Source organism: Priestia sp. TRN 1309 (assembly GCF_050846875.1).
In the GTDB taxonomy this organism is placed as follows: domain Bacteria; phylum Bacillota; class Bacilli; order Bacillales; family Bacillaceae_H; genus Priestia; species Priestia zanthoxyli.
The window spans coordinates 1,260,899-1,280,181 of record NZ_JBOZGM010000001.1 but is presented as its reverse complement, the minus strand read 5'-3'; the positions used below and the strand labels follow the sequence as shown (position 1 = coordinate 1,280,181).

Annotated in this window: 23 protein-coding genes; 8 read left to right on the top strand and 15 right to left on the bottom strand. The window is 39.2% G+C overall.

The window, feature by feature from the left end; translation table 11 throughout:
- The first annotated feature begins 61 nt into the window (after positions 1-61).
- On the top strand, positions 62-1,684 hold the full coding sequence (locus tag ACRPLQ_RS07085; protein ID WP_154973725.1) for an APC family permease: 1,623 nt from the start codon (positions 62-64) through the stop codon (positions 1,682-1,684).
- 30 nt (positions 1,685-1,714) lie between these two features.
- Here the strand turns inward: ACRPLQ_RS07085 and ACRPLQ_RS07080 are convergent, their stop codons facing one another.
- The 6 genes from ACRPLQ_RS07080 to ACRPLQ_RS07055 form a co-directional block, all read right to left on the bottom strand.
- A complete protein-coding gene (locus tag ACRPLQ_RS07080; RefSeq protein WP_028414393.1) occupies positions 1,715-2,134 on the bottom strand; it encodes an Rrf2 family transcriptional regulator in 420 nt (139 codons plus the stop codon).
- A 99-nt stretch (positions 2,135-2,233) separates the two neighbouring features.
- Complete coding sequence (locus tag ACRPLQ_RS07075) at positions 2,234-2,878, bottom strand: hypothetical protein (protein ID WP_165636523.1); 645 nt, start codon at positions 2,876-2,878, stop codon at positions 2,234-2,236.
- A gap of 189 nt (positions 2,879-3,067) precedes the next feature.
- Entirely contained in the window at positions 3,068-3,433 is a 366-nt protein-coding gene (locus ACRPLQ_RS07070) for a hypothetical protein (RefSeq protein ID WP_025751140.1), read from the bottom strand.
- On the bottom strand, positions 3,430-3,735 hold the full coding sequence (locus tag ACRPLQ_RS07065; RefSeq protein ID WP_013057785.1) for an antibiotic biosynthesis monooxygenase family protein: 306 nt from the start codon (positions 3,733-3,735) through the stop codon (positions 3,430-3,432). The genes ACRPLQ_RS07070 and ACRPLQ_RS07065 overlap by 4 nt, the downstream gene beginning before the upstream one ends.
- Before the next feature lie 168 nt (positions 3,736-3,903).
- Positions 3,904-5,136 carry an NAD(P)-dependent malic enzyme gene (locus ACRPLQ_RS07060; protein WP_014459372.1) on the bottom strand — a complete coding sequence of 411 codons (1,233 nt, stop codon included), beginning with the start codon at positions 5,134-5,136 and terminating at the stop codon, positions 3,904-3,906.
- 270 nt (positions 5,137-5,406) lie between these two features.
- Positions 5,407-6,201 (bottom strand): aminoglycoside N(3)-acetyltransferase, encoded by a 795-nt coding sequence (locus ACRPLQ_RS07055; protein ID WP_430080210.1) that lies wholly within the window; start codon positions 6,199-6,201, stop codon positions 5,407-5,409.
- Positions 6,202-6,519: 318 nt separating this feature from the next.
- Here ACRPLQ_RS07055 and ACRPLQ_RS07050 point away from each other — a divergent pair, with 318 nt between their 5' ends.
- Positions 6,520-7,524: a DUF3231 family protein gene (locus ACRPLQ_RS07050; protein WP_034270240.1), complete on the top strand. Its 1,005-nt coding sequence runs from the start codon at positions 6,520-6,522 to the stop codon at positions 7,522-7,524.
- Positions 7,525-7,755: 231 nt separating this feature from the next.
- Entirely contained in the window at positions 7,756-8,286 is a 531-nt protein-coding gene (locus ACRPLQ_RS07045) for a GNAT family N-acetyltransferase (protein WP_432235832.1), read from the top strand.
- Positions 8,287-8,328: 42 nt separating this feature from the next.
- On the opposite strand, the gene ACRPLQ_RS07040 is transcribed toward ACRPLQ_RS07045, so the two are convergent.
- Positions 8,329-9,078: an SDR family NAD(P)-dependent oxidoreductase gene (locus ACRPLQ_RS07040; protein ID WP_221814714.1), complete on the bottom strand. Its 750-nt coding sequence runs from the start codon at positions 9,076-9,078 to the stop codon at positions 8,329-8,331.
- A 199-nt stretch (positions 9,079-9,277) separates the two neighbouring features.
- On the opposite strand from ACRPLQ_RS07040, the gene ACRPLQ_RS07035 reads away from it, so the two are divergent.
- Complete coding sequence (locus tag ACRPLQ_RS07035; protein ID WP_029714425.1) at positions 9,278-9,544, top strand: hypothetical protein; 267 nt, start codon at positions 9,278-9,280, stop codon at positions 9,542-9,544.
- A 49-nt stretch (positions 9,545-9,593) separates the two neighbouring features.
- Here ACRPLQ_RS07035 and cysI read toward each other — a convergent pair whose 3' ends face one another.
- Together cysI and ACRPLQ_RS07025 are read right to left on the bottom strand one after the other, a co-directional pair.
- Positions 9,594-11,315 carry an assimilatory sulfite reductase (NADPH) hemoprotein subunit gene (gene cysI, locus ACRPLQ_RS07030; RefSeq protein WP_432235831.1) on the bottom strand — a complete coding sequence of 574 codons (1,722 nt, stop codon included), beginning with the start codon at positions 11,313-11,315 and terminating at the stop codon, positions 9,594-9,596.
- Between the two features lie 22 nt (positions 11,316-11,337).
- On the bottom strand, positions 11,338-13,146 hold the full coding sequence (locus ACRPLQ_RS07025; RefSeq protein ID WP_063247325.1) for an assimilatory sulfite reductase (NADPH) flavoprotein subunit: 1,809 nt from the start codon (positions 13,144-13,146) through the stop codon (positions 11,338-11,340).
- Positions 13,147-13,765: 619 nt separating this feature from the next.
- Here ACRPLQ_RS07025 and ACRPLQ_RS07020 point away from each other — a divergent pair.
- Both ACRPLQ_RS07020 and ACRPLQ_RS07015 read left to right on the top strand, forming a co-directional pair.
- Positions 13,766-13,948 carry a YolD-like family protein gene (locus ACRPLQ_RS07020; protein WP_013083869.1) on the top strand — a complete coding sequence of 61 codons (183 nt, stop codon included), beginning with the start codon at positions 13,766-13,768 and terminating at the stop codon, positions 13,946-13,948.
- Positions 13,949-13,973: 25 nt separating this feature from the next.
- On the top strand, positions 13,974-14,126 hold the full coding sequence (locus ACRPLQ_RS07015; RefSeq protein WP_168760996.1) for a hypothetical protein: 153 nt from the start codon (positions 13,974-13,976) through the stop codon (positions 14,124-14,126).
- A gap of 38 nt (positions 14,127-14,164) precedes the next feature.
- Here ACRPLQ_RS07015 and ACRPLQ_RS07010 read toward each other — a convergent pair whose 3' ends face one another.
- Together ACRPLQ_RS07010 and ACRPLQ_RS07005 are read right to left on the bottom strand one after the other, a co-directional pair.
- Positions 14,165-15,772, bottom strand: coding sequence for an MDR family MFS transporter (locus ACRPLQ_RS07010; RefSeq protein WP_028414403.1), 1,608 nt, complete (start codon positions 15,770-15,772; stop codon positions 14,165-14,167).
- 22 nt (positions 15,773-15,794) lie between these two features.
- On the bottom strand, positions 15,795-16,247 hold the full coding sequence (locus ACRPLQ_RS07005; RefSeq protein WP_013057798.1) for a MarR family winged helix-turn-helix transcriptional regulator: 453 nt from the start codon (positions 16,245-16,247) through the stop codon (positions 15,795-15,797).
- A gap of 158 nt (positions 16,248-16,405) precedes the next feature.
- Here ACRPLQ_RS07005 and ACRPLQ_RS07000 point away from each other — a divergent pair, with 158 nt between their 5' ends.
- Positions 16,406-17,155 carry a MerR family transcriptional regulator gene (locus tag ACRPLQ_RS07000; protein WP_432235830.1) on the top strand — a complete coding sequence of 250 codons (750 nt, stop codon included), beginning with the start codon at positions 16,406-16,408 and terminating at the stop codon, positions 17,153-17,155.
- 128 nt (positions 17,156-17,283) lie between these two features.
- Here the strand turns inward: ACRPLQ_RS07000 and ACRPLQ_RS06995 are convergent, their stop codons facing one another.
- The 4 genes from ACRPLQ_RS06995 to ACRPLQ_RS06980 all read right to left on the bottom strand — a co-directional run bounded on the left by ACRPLQ_RS06995 (position 17,284) and on the right by ACRPLQ_RS06980 (position 18,824).
- A complete protein-coding gene (locus ACRPLQ_RS06995; RefSeq protein WP_048018958.1) occupies positions 17,284-17,817 on the bottom strand; it encodes a GNAT family N-acetyltransferase in 534 nt (177 codons plus the stop codon).
- A 44-nt stretch (positions 17,818-17,861) separates the two neighbouring features.
- Positions 17,862-18,233, bottom strand: coding sequence for a hypothetical protein (locus tag ACRPLQ_RS06990; protein WP_013083874.1), 372 nt, complete (start codon positions 18,231-18,233; stop codon positions 17,862-17,864).
- 42 nt (positions 18,234-18,275) lie between these two features.
- On the bottom strand, positions 18,276-18,467 hold the full coding sequence (locus tag ACRPLQ_RS06985) for a hypothetical protein (protein WP_014459359.1): 192 nt from the start codon (positions 18,465-18,467) through the stop codon (positions 18,276-18,278).
- Between the two features lie 84 nt (positions 18,468-18,551).
- Positions 18,552-18,824 (bottom strand): hypothetical protein, encoded by a 273-nt coding sequence (locus ACRPLQ_RS06980; RefSeq protein WP_432235829.1) that lies wholly within the window; start codon positions 18,822-18,824, stop codon positions 18,552-18,554.
- A gap of 222 nt (positions 18,825-19,046) precedes the next feature.
- On the opposite strand from ACRPLQ_RS06980, the gene ACRPLQ_RS06975 reads away from it, so the two are divergent.
- Positions 19,047-19,280 carry a hypothetical protein gene (locus ACRPLQ_RS06975; protein WP_028414408.1) on the top strand — a complete coding sequence of 78 codons (234 nt, stop codon included), beginning with the start codon at positions 19,047-19,049 and terminating at the stop codon, positions 19,278-19,280.
- Positions 19,281-19,283: the final 3 nt, after the last annotated feature.

Sequence of the window (19,283 nt, the reverse complement as noted above, 5' to 3'; positions counted from 1 at the left end):
ATAATAATAAAGCAACAACGTTTAAACGAAAGACTTATTTTACATGAAAGGTGTTAGTCAGATGAACAATTTACATCGAAGAATGGGAACATTCGCGTTAACCATGACGGGACTTGGATCAATTATTGGTTCCGGCTGGTTATTTGGAGCGTGGCGAGCAGCTCAAATTGCAGGGCCGGCTGCTATTTTATCATGGGTCATTGGAATGGTCGTTATTTTATTTATTGCACTTTCTTACAGTGAATTAGGATCCATGTTTCCCGAAGCCGGCGGGATGGTCAAGTATACGCAGTACTCACACGGCTCGTTTATTGGTTTTATTGCTGCTTGGGCAAACTGGATTGCGATTGTATCCGTTATTCCAGTCGAAGCAGTAGCTTCTGTACAGTATATGAGTTCGTGGCCTTGGAAGTGGGCACAGTGGACAAGCCACCTCGTAGAAAAAGGAACGTTAACTGGCGAAGGGTTAGCTATCGCTACTGTGCTATTGATTATTTACTTTTTACTGAATTATTGGACAGTTGGACTATTTTCCAAAGCCAACTCGTTAATTACTATTTTTAAAATTGTTATACCAGGACTTACAATCGGAGCACTTTTGTTTGTAGGCTTTCACGGCGAGAACTTCACTTCTGGAAGCAGCATCGCACCAAACGGCTGGGCTAGCGTGCTTACAGCAGTTGCTACGTCTGGGATTGTGTTTGCTTTTAACGGTTTTCAAAGCCCTATTAATATGGCGGGAGAAGCGAAAAATCCGGGCCGCTCTATTCCGATTGCGGTAGTAGGCTCAATTTTAGTTGCTACAGTCATTTATTTGCTTCTACAAATTGCATTTATCGGGGCAGTAAATCCTTCTGATATTGCGAAGGGATGGAGTCATTTAAACTTTAACTCTCCGTTTGCAGATTTAGCCATTGCGCTTAACATTAACTGGCTTGTCATTGTCCTGTATGCAGATGCGTTTGTTTCACCATCTGGAACGGGTATTACGTATACAGCTACTACTGCTCGAATGATTTATGGTATGGAACAAAATAAATATTTGCCAAGTGTTCTAGGACGCCTTCATCCGATTTATGGTGTTCCGCGTCAGGCTATGTTTTTTAACTTAGCTGTTGCTCTTATCTTTTTGTTTTTATTTCGGGGCTGGGGCGTGCTTGCTGAAATTATTTCGGTTGCTACGCTTATCTCTTACATTACAGGTCCTGTTACGGTTATGACGCTAAGACGAACTGGCAGCGATTTATATCGTCCCCTTCGCTTAAAAGGATTAAGCATCATTGCGCCGCTTGGTTTTATTTTTGCTTCTTTAACCTTATATTGGGCGCGCTGGCCGCTAACTGGACAAGTTTTGTTTATTATTTTAATCGGCCTTCCTATTTATTTTTATTATCAAGCAAAGGCTAAATGGAAAGGCTTTCGACAGAACTTCAAAGGCGGCGTATGGATGGTTGTATACTTACTTTGTATGATGACTATCTCATGGCTTGGAAGCGAAAAGTTTGGAGGCCTTAATGTTATTAAATATGGATGGGATATGGGAATTATTGTTGTTGTTTCTCTTCTCTTCTACACATGGGCTTTAAAAAGCGGCTTCAAAACAGAGTATTTAGAGAATGGAAGAAAAGTAAATGACGACTTAAAAGCAGCAGTGAATGAAACAGCAGCTTCTAAAGAGTCATAACAAAAGCACCTTGCATAAGCAAGGTGCTTCTTAGTGAGCAGTTCTAACTTTTTTCAGCACGTCTTCGATCGTAATTTGATCTAGATGCCTGATTACGCTTTGCTCACTTTCCGTGAAAATGTCGTCCATCACTGTTTGAATGTTTGATTTCACAATACAGTCAGCGTCAGGGTCGCCGCTGCACCAGTGAGGCTTCAACGTTCCTGTCGATATAACTCGGTAAATCAGCCCAAGACTTATTTCAGCAGGGCTGCAGCCTAAAGTATAACCGCCGCCTAGCCCTTCTTTTGTCCGAACCAAGTTGTTTTTTCTGAGTGTACTCATTGTTTTCCGAACCCGTGCAGGATTGGTACAGATGTTATAAGCAATCGATTCACTGCTTGCCCGGTGATCTGGTAAATTTGCTAGGAACACTAAGCTGTGCACGGCAATGGTAAATTCACTGTTCATCTTCCATAAACCACCTTTTTTCTTTCTCTACTGTAACGTTAAGTGACACAGTTCAAAAAGTCAAGAGAGCAAGGAGGGAAAGAAGAACTGTAGCTTTATTTATTCACGGTCTTCTTTTTCTATACTTTCTACTTCGTTAGCTGAGTTGATTTCAAGGTATACCGTCTTTTCTTTTAAACTGCCTTTTTCTTCTTTTTCAAAGTCAGTGCTTTTTTGATACGTTTTTTTGCCGTTTGGAACTTTTACCGTTAGATTTTTGTTACTTTCTTCTATAAAAATACCCACAACTTTACGTTCGTTTCCATCTTGTTCGTACACGCCATCTTTATCTGCTTTTGCTTTTGGAGTTAATTCAATACTAATTGCTTCTTGTGTAGCTGCGTCAATCTCAGCTTCTACTTCTTTATTAAGCATATTTTTTAGCTGTGAGCCTTCCACTTCCATCCCAGAGCTCTTTGGTACTTTAACAAGTTGATCATCAATATTCAGCGTCATTTCTTTTTCAGCGTCTTTTTTTAACGTACCGATCAAATCAAAATCTTCTTCTTTCCCCTTTTTAATGTCTGGGTCATTGGAATACTGCTGTAGTTTTGTCAATTCTTGACGGTCTTCAATTGCTTTTTCCTCTGCTTTATGATTGTCTGATTTTATCTTGTTAGCTGGTTCACCTGAACAGGCTGCCCCACTTCCAATCATACAGAGAGTGACTAAGGACAGGATTCCTTTTGTTAGCTGTTTTTGCATATGTATTCTCCTTTTTCTTTTTTATTTCCACCTTTATACATACGTAAAACAAAAAATGAAACATAACGACATCCAGGAAACCTACGTTCACCCTACCAATGAAAAAATCCGAACGGGTTGAATTCTTTATCAAGAATCAAACGCGTTCGGATTTTCTTTCAACTAAAACACTTTGGTCCTAGCTTCTTTTTAAAGCTGCTGTTGCTTCAATATATGATTCGCTTCTTCTAAGTAAGTCACATACGCCTGTACTTGTTTATCACCGTAATTATCTAGTTCAAACAGCGCTTCTTGTATAAAATTAAAATTATCAATAATATGCTGTGTTTTCATGCCTCGGCTTGTGAGTAAATTGTTTAACCATAAGGCATAGTCCGTAAAAATTTGTAGATTGTCTAACTTATATGTTGTCTCGAGATACTTCATATGATAATGATTATCTTCATGGCATCTTTCTTTGCCGCGCTCTCCGAATTTTTCGAGCAAAGAAGGTTCTAACTCGTAGATTTTCTCCGTTACTCTTTCGACGATCTTATTAACGGGAAGTGAACTCATCGTGCCACCACTTTGTACTGAGAAACTTTTGGGATGACGGCTGCCAGTTCTTGATCAGGGTACTTTTTCTCTAAATCATGAATACGCTTGAAATCTTCGCTTCGTACCCAGCTTAAATAATTCTCTTTCGTATCAAATGTAAGCTGAACGGTGAGCTCCCCTGCTCGCTTATCGTTTTGAAGAAGTAGAAAGTCTACAAATCCTGGAGCCTCGTCGACTGATTTTGAACGATTTTTATAAATTCCAATCACTTCTTCAGCTTTTTCATCCGGTACATTAAATGTTGAAAATACGGTGTACATCTTGGTTCCTCCCTTTATGATACAAAACCTGGGTTCTTTTCTCTTTATTGTACATCATATAGGAGATGAAATGGTGTTACGTTTAGATTTCACTGGGGTTACAGCAGGTCTTTAACCTAAAATCCCTTTGAAACAGCGTTTCAAAGGGATTTTCTATCTGTTATTATATTAGTTTTCGATTTTTGTTAATTGTTCTGTATGTGTTTTTACACGTGCTGGATCAATTGTAATACGGGCAACGCCTGAATCCATTGCTGCTTTTGCTACAGACTCTGCTACAGCTGGCGCTACGCGAGGATCAAATGGTCCAGGGATCACGTAATCTGCGTTTAGCTCTTCTTCTGTAATAAGGGCTGCAATTGCTTCAACAGCAGCTTTTTTCATTTCTTCGTTAATATGAGTAGCGCGAACGTCTAACGCACCGCGGAAAATTCCAGGGAATGCAAGAACGTTATTTACTTGGTTAGGGAAGTCTGAACGACCTGTTCCAATAACAGCCGCTCCTGCTTCTTTTGCAGCGTCTGGCTTGATTTCGGGATTAGGATTTGCCATCGCAAAGATAATTGCATCTTCATTCATTGATTTAACCATCTCTTGAGATAATGCATCTGCTGCAGATACGCCGATAAATACATCTGCGCCTTTAATTACATCGCTTAGCGTACCGCTTTCTTTGTTTACATTTGTATAAGAAGCCACTTCAGCTTTCACTTTGTTCATACCTTGAGGGCGGCCTTCATAAATAGCACCTCTTGTATCACACATGATCATGTCACGTACGCCGTAAGAATAAAGAAGTTTTGTAATAGCAATGCCGGCAGCTCCTGCTCCGTTTAAGACGATTTTTAAGTCTTCCATTGATTTGTTTACAATTTTTAATGCATTTACAAGTCCTGCTACCGTTACGATTGCTGTACCGTGCTGATCATCATGGAACACAGGAATATCTACTTCTTTTTTCAGGCGCTCTTCAATTTCAAAGCACTGTGGAGCTGCGATATCTTCTAAGTTAATGCCTCCGAATGTATGAGCCATTAATTTCACAGTTTCAACAATTTTATCTGTATCTGTTGTATCAAGTGCAATTGGGAATGCATCTACGCCTGCAAAGCTTTTAAATAAAATTGCTTTTCCTTCCATAACGGGAAGTGAAGCCGCAGGTCCGATGTTTCCAAGACCAAGAACAGCAGTACCATTTGTCACAACGCCGACCATGTTTCCTTTCATTGTGTAATCATACACCGTTTCTGGATGTTCATGAATTTCTTTACAAGGTTCTGCTACTCCCGGAGAGTAAGCTAAGCTTAAATCTTGAGCGTTTTGAACTTCAACTTTTGATTTAACTTCTAACTTACCTTGTTTTTCTTGATGCATATGTAGTGCTTGATCACGTAGTGACATAATTGTATTCTCTCCTTTTTTTCTATACATTTAAATTTTTTAATGAATTTATTTAACACTTGCTTTTTATCTCCATAATTGTAAGACAACCTGACTGAATAAATTCACAGACAAGTGCCATTATGAAACAAGAAACATAAAAAGTAAACTATCTTGCTTAAACCACTGCTGCGCTTTGTTAATATAAAGTCTAGACGTGTCGGCAACTCTTGTTTGTCTCACTTCAAGTTGTCTGATATACAGACAACTTAGAAAATATACAACCGTTCACTATAGCGCTTTCAAATACGTTTCAGCAAAATCGACGGCTTTAGGCATTGAAAAGAAGTATGCACGTGCTGAACCAATTTTTTCAGCTTTTATTCCTTTTGCTTCAATAAACGCTTCACCTATCTCTTCAAACAGCCCTTCTCGAAACTCTAATTCTTTATACGTCTTCCATACTCGCTTTCCTGAATCTATAACTGGAGATCCTTTTTGAATCACATTTCGATATGGAATCCGATATTCTGCTAGATGAAAAGAAGTATTATTCCCAAACCCGACACCTAATAATAAAACAAAGGCATGTTTTTTGTAAAGCCTTTCAAGAGGAGAATTTTCGCCTAAACTAAATTCAAGGGGATGATCTCTTAAGATGTCTTCGCTGTCCTTTCCCCAAGCGGCGAATGAATACATTGGATGGCTGCTTCTTCTTACGCCAGGATATGTTCGAAAAGTTTCCACGATTTGTCCCATCCCGCTTGTTGGCGTGTGGGCTGGATCATATGCAGGCATCGTTTCCCGAATATTTTCCCACCACTCTTTTGGCACAGCCGGATTGCCCCATTCTGATGGATCCGAAAGATCGACCGACTGTGACGGCATAACGATCGTTCCTTCCTCTGTCACTGTCTCCATTAAAGCTTGAACAACGGCTACTGAACCTCCGTTTACCCACCCTAATGAAGATAGTGAAGAATGAACCATGATAGTCATCCCTTGTGTGATGCCTAACCTGCGTAAATCTTCTTTTAACGTCTCTTTCGTTCTAGGATGATCTGTTGCTTGGACAATGTGCTTCATCGTAAGCTCCTTACTTATAGTGCTGCTAGAATGTGTTGCTGAACTCTAGAAATATATGTAAAACTTATGTTTCCATAATAGTAAGAATAACACCAATTGTCAAATTATTTAAAGTAATAGAAAAACTTAGTTTTATTCATATCAGTTATCATACAACTGACTTGTTGGTAAGTTTTATTTCCTTCAACTATCTTACTATAATAACAGCTAATGAATCTTTTTCAGTAAAGTAAAAAGAAGAATATTCCTATAAATAAAAGAAATACTAAGGAAGCTATACATATTTACATATCACTATTTTCAGGAGGAATGTGTACAATGAGCACATCAAAACTTCCGCCGCTCACGTCCTCGGAGCTCGCTAACTTATGGATGACTTATCAAGAAAAAACGATGATTTCGAGGTTTTTAGAATATTGTCTTGAAGGTAAAGAAGATCATAAAGAGCTTTTTGAGCTGTATTATAGCCGCTCATTAAATATTACAGAGCAAATCAAAGAAATTTTAGAGAACGAAGGTGCGGTTATTCCTTTAGGATTTACTAAACATGATGTAAACCTAGGAGTGCCGAAACTGTTCGACTCCATGTTTGAAATCATGTACGTACGCTTAATGTCTCAGATTGAAACAGGCCTATTTGCTTTGCATTCAACGATGTCCTACCGGGAAGATATACGGAGTTTTTTTGTAAATGCAACATCAGAATCGCAGAACATATACAATCAATCCACTCAGATATTATTAGAAACCGGCGTCATTGCAAAGCCTCCTTACGTTTCGATGCCAAAAGAAGTTCGGTTTGTCCACGAACAAAATTATATCGGTGGGCTAAGTTGGCTTAGTGAAAAAAGATCTCTTAATACAATTGAAGTGTCGCTTATTCAACATGCCGTTGATACAAACCTTGTCGGAATGCAGCTGATGATTGGCTTTGCTCAAGCAGCTGGCAACAAAGAGGCACAGCAGCATTTTGTCAGCGGGATGAAGCTATCAAAAAAAATTGAAACAGAACTCGGAGATATTTTACGTCATAGCTATATAGAGCCTCCTGCTACCCATGCCGGAAAAGCAACAAGCTCAACTGTTTCTCCTTTTTCAGATAAATTAATGATGTACAACACCAGTCTTCTAAGCACCTTTGGCCTAGGAAGCAATGCTTTAGGGGGTGCTTTTAGCTTAAGAAGTGATTTGCCGCTCAAAATGTTGCAGCTGGCTAAAGACATTTACTTTTTTGCAAAAGAAGGTGGAAAAATTATGATTCAAAACGGATGGCTTGAAGAGCCTCCTCAAATTGAAGATCGCAATCAGTTAACGAAAAAATAGGTTCTTGCAAATGGGAAAGCTAGCTGCTAAACGTGCAGCTAGTCCTATTTGTTTTTTTAGTATACTGTTTTTAGTGCTAGTACGTAACAAATGTTTGCGTTATTTAGAAGCTGTTCTTATGTTTTTCTTAGTCGTTTAGCTCATATTTCTACTTAATTTATAACAGAAAAATAAAAGGTATTTTCTCTGAGCTGACGAAATCTTTCTATATAAAATAGAAAGGAGAAACGTATGTTTCCTATTCTTCGTACACCTCGCACTACACTGCGTGAAATAACAGAAGCGGATGCAGATACTATTTTCGACTGCTTCTCTCAGGAAGAAGTTATCAAATATTACGGGCAAGAAAAATTCACAACTTTCCAAGAAGCTTTGGTGCTGATTGATATTTTTGCTGAAAACTACAGAAATCAAAAAGGTTTGCGCTGGGGAATCGAACGGCTCGATACGGGGGAACTAATCGGGACAGTTGGATTGAATCAGTGGAACCAAAAGCATAAGCGGGCGGAAATTGGCTATGAGCTACACCCTAAGTACTGGGGGCACGGCTATGCTTCGGAAGCAGCTTCGGCTGTTATGGCTTATGGATTTGATATCCTTCAGTTAGGGCGAATTGGAGCTGTTGTGTTTCTTGAAAACAAGGCATCTCAGCACGTGCTTGAAAAACTCGGGTTTCAACAAGAAGGAGTGTTAAAAAACTATATGTATCAAAACGGAAAAGCTCACGATACGTTTGTTTATAGCTCCCTGCCTCCTACATAATAAAAAAAGGATTCTTTTCTTAAAAAGAATCCTTTTTTTATTTTATTTAAATGCCGCATACCCATCATCAGCCATGATGACGCTGCCGTTTACAGCTCCCGCTTCTTCTAAAGAAAGCAAATAAACCATATCTGCAATTTGTTTTGGTGTAGTGAGCTCTCTGCTCATCGTTTTCGCTTTCATTCCTTCAATCATACCGTTGTCTTTATAGCCTTGAATAATAGGCGTATCAACAAACCCTGGCGCAACGGCGACGACGCGAATACCGTATTTAGCGAGATCTAGCGCAGCTGACTTTGTCATCATCACAACAGCTCCTTTTGTTGCGTGATAAGCATAGGTACCGGGTGAAGCTAAGAAGCTAAAAATAGATGCCGTATTAATAATGACGCCTTTAATACCTAACTCTCTCATTTTCCTGCCTGCTGCCATAATCCCATATGTAACGCCGTGCTGATTCACATTAATAATACGGTGATATTCTTCTAGGTCTTGATCTAAAATAGATGTAGGGCGTCCAATCCCTGCATTGTTAAACATCACATCAATTCGTCCAAATTTGTTCACCGTTTCCTCAATCAGTGCGTCCACTTCTTCAAACTTGGTGACGTCCGTTTGTACAAATAAAGCGTGGCCTCCAGCTTCTTCAATTTTTTGAAGAAGCTCTTTTCCTTTTCTTGCATCATAATCAGCAATGACCACCGCGTCTCCTTTTTGCGCAAACTTTAAGGCAGTTTCTTTGCCAATTCCGCTTGCTCCCCCTGTAATAACCGCTACTCGTTTTTGGTGCATGTTTCTCCCTCCTTGATAAAAATTCCTTTCTTTTACATTATAGCATTCTTTTTTTCTACCAGCCGTTTCTATTCATCACCTTATTGCTATGAAATTAGTTAAGTTAGGCATAGTTGAACGCCTTTTTTAATAAAAATCAGCATGTGTACAAGCAGTTTGGCGTTTTTTACATTTACTATAGGGTAAGGAGGTGATGGCTATGCATGAACACACAGGTAATGTATCTATTCCGCGTCCTCCGGATGTGGTGACAATTCTTTGGGAGCGAAATCCATTGGATAGACAAGCTCCTCGTACCATCGTAGAAGCAACGGTAATTGGCCGCGCAAATCCTTGCGGAGGCTCATTAGCTCAAGGCAAGCGCTACCGCACTGCAGCTCATTGTTTACTTGACAACGGCTTTGAACAAATTACTGCTGAAAGATTAGGGGTATTTGGAGTAGCTGTATTTGTTAGAGAATATTAAAATAGAAAAAGGGACTTTTCTGTAAGTTAGAAAAGTCCCTTCATACGTATTATGCGTGGAAATTCGTGCCGTCTGTTACAGCTTCAATTACTCCAGCGCGGATGACAAAGTCACCAAAGTGCTCGCCTTCTTCTCTTTCTTTTGCATAGCGAGGAAGTAAGACGCGCAGTTCATTTAAAATTTCTTCTTCACTGATATTTTCACGGTACATTTTGCTTAAACGGCTGCCGTCAAATGCTGCTCCAAGGTACATATTGTATTTACCCGGAGCTTTACCAATAAAAGCAATTTCACCTAAAGCAGGACGTGCACAGCCGTTAGGACAGCCCGTCATACGAATCGTGATTTCTTTATCACGAAGACCGTTTTCATCTACAATTGCTTCAATTTTCTCAAGAAGAACTGGAAGATAACGCTCAGCTTCTGCCATCGCAAGCCCGCAAGTCGGCAGCGATACGCAAGCTAATGAGTTGCGGCGAAGAGCCGAATAATGCTTGCCGTCTGTTAATCCATACTGTTCAATCAAGTCACTAATTTGCTTTTTCTTTTGAGTGGATACGTTCGCGATAATTAAATTTTGATTGGCCGTTAAACGGAAATCACCGCTATGAACTTTTGCAATTTCACGAAGACCCGTCATAAGCTTATAGTCTTCAAAGTCAGCAATACGTCCACCTTGAACAAAAAGAGTAAAGTGCCATTTTCCTTTCACACCTTTTTCCCAGCCGTAGCGGTCTCCGTTATGATCAAAGTGATAAGATTTTGCTTCGTCTAAGCTCCAGCCCAGACGGTTTTCAAGCTCTTCTTTTACCGTTTCTAATCCAAGACGATCAACCGTGTATTTAAAACGTGCGTTTTTACGCACAGAGCGGTTTCCATAATCACGTTGAATCGTAATGACTTTTTCCGCTACTTCTAGAATTTGATCAGGTCGACAGAATCCAATCACTTTTGCAAGCTGAGGATACGTGGCTTTATCTCCGTGAGTCATACCCATACCGCCACCGATTGCTACGTTAAATCCAACAAGTTTCTCGTCTTCTAAAATGGCAATAAAGCCAAGGTCTTGTGAATACACGTCAATATCGTTAGAAGGTGGCACAGCTATGCCAATTTTGAACTTTCTTGGCAAATAGAGCGGACCATACATTGGTTCCACTTCTTCTTCCACTTCCGGTGTGCTAATTACTTTCTCTTCATCTAGCCAAAGTTCGTGGTACGCTCTTGTACGAGGCAATAAATAATCACTTAATTTTTTTGACCATTCAAATACTTCAGCGTGCACTTCTGACTGATATGGATTCGGATTGCACATTACGTTACGGTTTACATCTCCGCAAGCTGCAATTGTGTCTAATAAAGAAGCATGAATTTCTTGAATCGTTTTCTTCATGTTCCACTTTAAAATTCCGTGCATTTGGAACGCCTGACGAGTTGTCAGCTTTAACGTTCCATTTCCGTATTTTTGTGCTAAATCATCCATCACTAGCCACTGTTCTGGTGTTGAAACACCGCCTGGCGTACGAACGCGAAGCATGAATTGGTAAGCTGGCTCTAGCTTTTGTTTTTGACGTTCATTACGAAGATCTCGATCATCTTGTAAGTAGCTTCCGTGGAACTTCATCAAACGATTATCGTCTTCAGAAATACCTGAGCTGATGCGGTCTAGCATTGTTTCTCCTAATGTACCGCGTAAATAATTACTTTCATCTTTTATGCGCTCAACGTCACTTGGAGGACCTTCGGGCGCTTTTAAAATTTTGTTTACCATGTTGAAAATCTCCTTTCAATCCTCAGTATACATCACGCTGATAACGTTTTTGTTTCTTCATTTCAGCAAGGTAAGCTTCCGCCTCTTCGCGGCTCATCTTGCCTTCTGTTTCAACAATTTCAACTAGCGTGTTGTGCACGTCGCGTGCCATATTTGTTTTATCTCCGCACACATAAAAAGATGCGCCTTCTTCTAACCACTGGAATAATTCTTTACTATGTTCACGCATACGGTTTTGTACGTATACTTTTTCTTCAGTATCGCGTGAAAACGCCACGTCCATTTTCGTTAGCACGCCGTCTTTTAACCACTTTTGCCACTCTGTTTGGTAAAGGAAGTCTGTTACAAAGTGCTGATCTCCAAAGAACATCCATGACTTACCTTTTGCTCCTGTTTCTTCACGCTCTTGCATAAATGAGCGGAACGGAGCCACACCTGTACCAGGTCCCACCATAATAATCGGCGTTTCTTGGTTTTGAGGAAGCTTAAAGTTTTTATTGCTTTGAAGGTATACAGGAATCGTATCACCTGGCTGCAAACGTTCTGAACATAGGACTGAACAAACACCTTTACGCTCGCGTCCGTGCGCTTCGTAGCGTACCGCTCCGATTGTTAGATGAACTTCATCAGGGTTTGCTGATAAGCTGCTTGCAATCGAGTAAAGGCGCGCTGGCATTTTACGTAAAATGGCTACAAACTCTTGTGCTGATACGTTCCATGGGCCGAAGTCACGAACTAAGTCAATCACATCACGGCCTTGTGTGTATGCTTTTAATTCCTCGCGATTTTCTACAAGCGCTTTTAACTTATCGTTTCCAGTGAGCTCAGCTGCTTGCTTTAAAAGCGGTTTTGTTAACACGGTAATTTCAAAATTAGAGAGTAGCGCTTCTCTAAGAGGACGCGTTTCTCCTTCTTTATTAACCGTTACACTTTCACTTGCATCCCACTTGAATTCGTTAAGAAGAAGATCAACAAGCTCAGGATCATTTTCAGGATAAATACCTAAACTGTCTCCTGGTTCATACGTCAACCCTGAACCTTCTAGAGATAGTTCTAAGTGTCGCGTTTCTTTATTTGATCCGCGGCCGTTCAAGTTTAAGTTCTCAAGCACTTCTGCTTTAAAAGGATTTGTTCTTGAGTACGGCGAAGTTCCTGCAGGAGCTTCCGCCGGAACAGCTGCCGAAGCGCTGTGTCCTTTCGCTTCGCTTAATCCGTCAATAACACCTTTAAGCCATTTATTTGCGGGCTCTTCAAAATCTAAATCACAGTCAACGCGCGGATACAGTCTTTCACCGCCAAGTTCTGCTAAGCGCACATCAAATTCTTTCCCTGTTTGACAGAAAAATTCGTATGAGCTGTCTCCAAGCGACAAGACAGAAAAACGGAAATTCTCAAGCTTTGGCGCTCGACGGCCGTGAAGAAATTCGTGGAAAGATAGCGCGTTATCAGGCGGCTCTCCTTCCCCATGTGTACTTACAACAATTAATAAATTTTCAAGTTTCTTTAAATTATTTGGTTTGAAATCATTCATAGAAGATACAGTTACATTAAAACCTTTTGCTTCAAGCGTTTTGCCTGTATTTTCAGCAAGTCCTTGAGCATTTCCTGTCTGTGATCCGTAAAGAATCGTTACGTCTTTTGAAATCGTCTGCTCCGCTTGAGCAGGCGCTGCTGTAGAAACGTCTGGCGTTCCTTCGGCAGACGTAGATTGAGATGCTGTTAAATAACCACTCAACCACATTTTTTGTGCTTCTGTTAATGTCGGCAGAAGGCGATTAAGCAAATCTGCTTGTTCTTGATTAAAAGGGCTGTTTACTACCTTAAGTTGCAACACTGTCCACCTCACAAAAATATATAATTTAAATATGTATGCTTTTACGAATCATCTTCAACAACATGTAATACCTGTGTCTAATTAATCAATGATGTTTCCCTTCATACATTATTATTCCTATAGATTATATCAAATTTAATTATATAAATCATTAGAAAATTCTTATCAAATTCGTCTACCTGCATTTTATCGGAGAAGAATAAATTAGTAAAATACATATAATTGATAGCTAGTATTAAGATCATTAATAATTGAAGCTGTCGTTACGTCTTTTTGTAAATGCAGTTACTTCCATATCTGCTCATTCTACATCCTTCACACGAATATGAATATTTTGTAATTTTTAGAGAAGTTTTGTAGAAAAGGTTTTCTTTCTCATCAGAATGTTACATAATAAATGTAACATTAATCCTTTTAAAAAACACTATACGTAAAAGACAGTATATTCTGAAATTTAGGACAGTTTATAGGTAAGCTAGCAACCTTTTATTCGATCTATTCATACACATTGAAGAATATAAAGGGAAGCCTGCAGTACATACCGTTCCCTTTTGCTCATCTCAAATGAAAGGACTGGCTTTTAAATCAGGTAATCTTTTTTAAGGAGGCTTCTTGAATGTTTTTACGAGAATTAACGAAAAGTGGGACGATAACTGTTTCTTACTATAAAGATGGAACGTTGCAAACGTGCAAAGGCCGCGTGCACAACTTAAATCTCCATCAGCAAATTCTATCCGTAAAAGACGAAAATGAAGCCGTTGTTTCCCTTTTGCTTTCTGATATTAAATCCATTCATTAGTATGTAAAATTAAGGAGGAATTACTATGTGGAAAGATAATAAGCAAGCGCTTACAGATTTTGTGTCGGAAGATCGGTTTGAACTGAACTTATATTTATCGTATTTGCTTGATCAAATTTCGTATGACACGTCTAAACAATCCCCTTTTCTTCGCAAGCCTAATGAAACAACTAGCTAATAATATAGAAAAAAAGCGCACAAATTTGTGCGCTTTTTTTAATGTGATGGCTCTACTTCAGCAATGCCTTCTTCTGGTTTTTCTTCGGCTTTTTTATTTGAAAGCTTGATCTGTCTTAAGAACAATGTGCATACCGCTCCTAAAATAATAAAAGCTAAGCCCATGAAAAAGACGCTGTGCAATGCGCTCATTAGCGAGGTCTTCAAAATAGGCACAATGCTGTCTGAAAGCGCAGCTGGAATACTCTTTAGCGCCTCAGGACTAAACAGCATCTGCAGCACACTTTCAGGATTCGTATCAATCGCTTTTTTGAACCCGTCGGCAAAAGCGCTTGCTTGAGCAGGCAATGAGTTTAAATATGGAACGAGTTTGTCAGTAAGAAGCGTACCTGATTTGGCGTTCATTATCGCTCCTAAAATGGTAATACCGAACGTTCCTCCAATTGAACGGAAAAATTGACTTGATGATGTAACAACACCGAGCTCTTCTTTTGAAAAGCTTTCTTGAAGAGCAAGCGTTAAAATTGGCATCACAAGCCCCATTCCTAAACCGATTATGGCCATATAAGAAGTGGCAACAAGCTTGCTAGTATGAAGGTCTAATGTTGTTAACAAGAAGAACCCTCCTGCCATAATGAGCATACCCGTAACGATTTGAGGCTTGATACCAACTTTATAAACAAGCTGACCTCCAATAATACTCGTTACAATCATTGAAATCATCATCGGTGTCATAATGGTACCTGATTCTGAGGCACTTACTCCAACGATTCCTTGCATAAAGAACGGAACAAATGTAATAGCTCCGAACATGCCAATGCTCATAAAAAAGCCAATGATGTTTAAAAGCGTAAACGTTCGGTTCTTAAATAAATACATCGGAAGAATTGGTTCTTTAGCTTTGGTTTCCACAATAATAAAGCTTATAATCCCAGCAATAGCAAGTGCAAACAAACTAATAATCTGCCAAGAGTTCCAGTCGTAGTCTTTTCCTCCAAAACTCAGGGCAAGAAGCAAGCTTACTACTCCGATAACCATTGTGAACATACCAGCTACATCGAATTTAACAGGTCCTGTATGTTTTTTTCCTTGAAGTCCGAGCGCAATAAAAACGGTAGCGAGTATCCCTACCGGCAAGTTAATGTAAAACACCCATTTCCAGTTCAGTGAATCAACAATCCATCCGCCAATTTGCGGACCGATGACAGAAGCAAGACCGTAAATTCCTCCGAATACTCCTTGAAACTTTGCTCGTGCTTTTCCTGTAAATAAATCGCCGATTACAATCATTGCCATCGGCATCATAACGCCGCCGCCAATTCCTTGTAATGCACGGAATAAAATAAGCTCTGTCATATTATTTGCCATCCCGCATAAAGCAGAAGCCACCATAAAAATAATAAGTCCTGTAACATAAATTACTCTGCGTCCTACTAAATCAGCGAGCTTTCCTGCAATCGGAACAACCGTTGTTGACGTTAATAAATAGGCTGTTGTCAGCCATGTCATCATGCTTAAACCACCAAGATCTCCTACGATTCTTGGCATAGCTGTTCCGACAATGGTTCCATCAAGTGCAGAAAAGAACATCGCAATAATTAACCCAATTAATAAAAGCGTGCGCTTTGAATTTTTTTGATTTTCCATCGTGTGTCTCTCCTCTTTTTTGTTACTGCTGCTTATCTTTATAAGAAGCAGCTGATGTTGCAAGCTTTTTCGTAATAGAAGCCATCATGGAAAGCTCTTCTTCTGTTAGATGCAAAAGGTAGCGGTCCATAATGGCTTTTCGACCATTTAGCACGTCTTCAAGTTTGCGATGCCCAAACTCCGTTAAGGTAATGTCAACAACTCTTCTGTCTTCTTTATTGTGTTCTCTTACCACAAAATTGTGCTGTTCAAGACGATCCACTAAAAGAGTCACGGCGCTCGGTTTTACATCCATTAGCTCTGCAATTTGAGAAACCTTACTGCTCCCTACTTTCTTTAAATAAGAAAGAACAAATAATTGCGTAGGAGTCATCTCATGCTCATTTAGGCTCTCCATCATTTCGGGCTGCATTTTTTCAAATAGCACTTGAAGCGATGAACGAATCTCCCCAAGATACTGATTGCTTTTTGTCACATCTATTCCTCCAGGCTTGCTTATTTATTTCATATTATAAATAGTTAATGCTAATTAACTATAAATGCATATAAACTAAAAGTCAATTATTTCTTTTTTAGTATTGACCCTTACGCTGCGTTATATTTTATAGTAGATTTCAGAAGGGAGATGAAAGAATGAACAGAAAAGTAAAAGAAGTGGCTGACTTAGTAGGAATCAGCGTCCGCACGCTGCATCACTATGATGAAATCGGGCTATTAAAACCTGATGCTGTCAGTGAATCCGGCTACCGGCTTTATTCACCGGCCAATCTTGATATGCTTCAGCAAATATTATTTTTTAAAGAACTTGGCTTCCCTTTAAAACAAATTCACGAGATTATAACAGACCCAACATTTAATCGCACAGAAGCGTTGATACTGCAAAAAAACATGCTGATTGAAAAACGCAGTCGGCTCGATCAAATAATTGCAACCATTAATAAAACGATTCAATATGAAAAAGGAGCGATTGAAATGAACGAAAAAGAGCGGTTTAAAGGGCTGGATTTTTCGCATAACCCATACGAAGAAGAAGCCCGGAAGCGCTGGGGAAATCAGCGCGTAGATGAAGCGAATGAAAAAGTACAAAGCTTTTCACATGAAGAACAGCAGCGCATGTCAAACGAATGGGAAAGTATCTACACTCACTTAGCTTCTCTGCGTGATCTGTCACCATCCTCTACAGAAGCTCAAAAAGCCATTGAGCAATGGTATCAATTTTTAAATGAGAACTTTGGAACGTATTCGTTAGAAGCCTTTAAAGGTCTTGGAGAGATGTATGTACAAGATGAGCGGTTTACAACCAACATCGATCGCTACGGAAAAGGATTAGCGAAATTCATGAACGAGGCGATGAGTACATTTGCTGATGCTAAAAAACAATAAATCAAAAGAGAGTGAGATATAACTACATCAATTATATGAAGCCTACGTTCATCACCACAATGGAAAAATCCGAACGATGAATCGTTCGGATTTTCATTCACTTAACATACTTTTGTCTCAGCCTCTTTTTATAAGTGAAGACCCATAAGCATTGTATTGTAGTAGACGCCATTTATATAGGTGTCTTTTTCTTTTAATCCTTCTGTTTGAAACCCTAGCTGTTTGTATAAAGAAATAGCTCTTTGATTATCTTCTCGCGTTACAAGTTCGATTTTTTTTGTTTGTTTATTCATACGTGCCCATTCAATCAGCTCAATCATTAGCTGTCTTCCTAGCCCTAGCCCGCTATAAGCATTCTCTACCACGATACCAAGGGTACCCACATGCTTATTACGCGGGTTTTGAGACGAGGTGATGGATGCAATACTAATGATTTTCTCTTCTTTTTCAGTCACGACTATAAGAGAGTTTTGCTCTTGTTTTACAGAAGCTAAAAACACTTCATACTCTGAAACTGGTCTAAGAAACTCCCCTTCTCCAAATGAAAGAAAATCACTTTCTCCTCCCACTCGATTGTAAAAAGCAATCATTTTCTCTGCGTCTTTTGATTCTGCTTCTCGAATGGTGACGCCTATACCATTCTTTAATGTACGTAAACTCATATATCTATCTTCCTTTTAGTTATTCTTGTTTGCCTATATGGGTTTTAGCGCTGTTTTTCTCTCCACTGACCTAACCACATGCGATTTCCTAAAGCCGTAAAATCATTTTCGTCGGCGTAGCGTTCAATGACGGAAAGCGCGTTGTCCTCAAGCATTGGTGAATAGCTCATAATTTCTAAAATATGATGTGCAGCCCATAGGTCAATTCGATAAGTAGGATTCGTCAGCAGTGTTGAAAATTCAAAGAGCATGCCTGGATAGTATAAATGAATGAGCTGCGCAATTTTTTTCATATCTTCTGCAGCTCGGTTTCCTTTTTTTACAGATTTTTTATCTCGATAATCGATTTCATAATGAATTTTTGCGCTTTTTTGATAAAGATCAACTAGTGTTTCGTACGTACGATGTTTCTGCATTTCTCATCTTCCTTTGCTTCTAGATTTCCTCGTTTGAAGATGCTATAGTTCATTTTTAGGTTTCATATATTCAAATAAATGCAGCAAAAATATGATGCTTCCGCCAATGCACATCACAAAACTTAACGTAGCAGGATACTGAATAAAGAAACCGACAACACCAAAAATCAGCATAGCAAGCGCTCCTATCATCATAAACAGATGATAAGCCGGTGTATTTTCTTCATTATTCATACATAACTCCTTTTCACTATTTTTTAAGTTATTAAAAAGATATGACACTTCTTTTGGACTATGATCTTTTATTTTGCTGCCGCTTTATTTCTTTAGCTTAGCACGCAGTAACGTGAGAAGGCCTCCTCCAAACATGACGCCACCCACAATTTGATACAGGTGTATGTAGCTTTTTACCGTTTCAACATACAGATCTGTGTCTACATTCCCTTTACTTTCTAGCCATTTTTGGCCCATTGCCTGACCCGTTGCAACGCTTTTTAACAAAACGACCAGGCCTCCGAGCATGACAACGGCGGCGATCGTAAGCTGTACCTTTTCTTTGTCATCTAGCATTTTTTTGAATTCGTCTGCCATCTATCTCTCTCCCATCCTTACCTTGTTATGTATCTACTTGTTTGTAATCATGCTGTTTTTTCTCTATTATAACGCTCAACTTGGTCATTATAACACGGTTTTGCACTGCCTTTAGTCTTACTTTTCATAAATGAAGCCATTTTGGGTGATACTATTTTTGAAACACAGGCGTCTTTAACATCCCTTCATTATTTTTGAAGGGTTACTAATTGAGGTTGATACATGCTTATATTTTTAGGGATTTTTTTACTTTGTGCAGCTGTTTGTTTAGTGGAAATACCTTATTTAAAAAAAGTGAACAGTCAAAGAGAAAAGCGAATTTTTTGGAGTTTGTTCACAGTAAGTATTTTAATTGTTAGTTTAAAATATGGCGGTGTGGAAATCCCTAACCCTGGAGACGGCATTGCTTTTTTATTAAAACCTTTTAGTGATTTTTTGTTCAGTCTGTTGAAGTAAAAG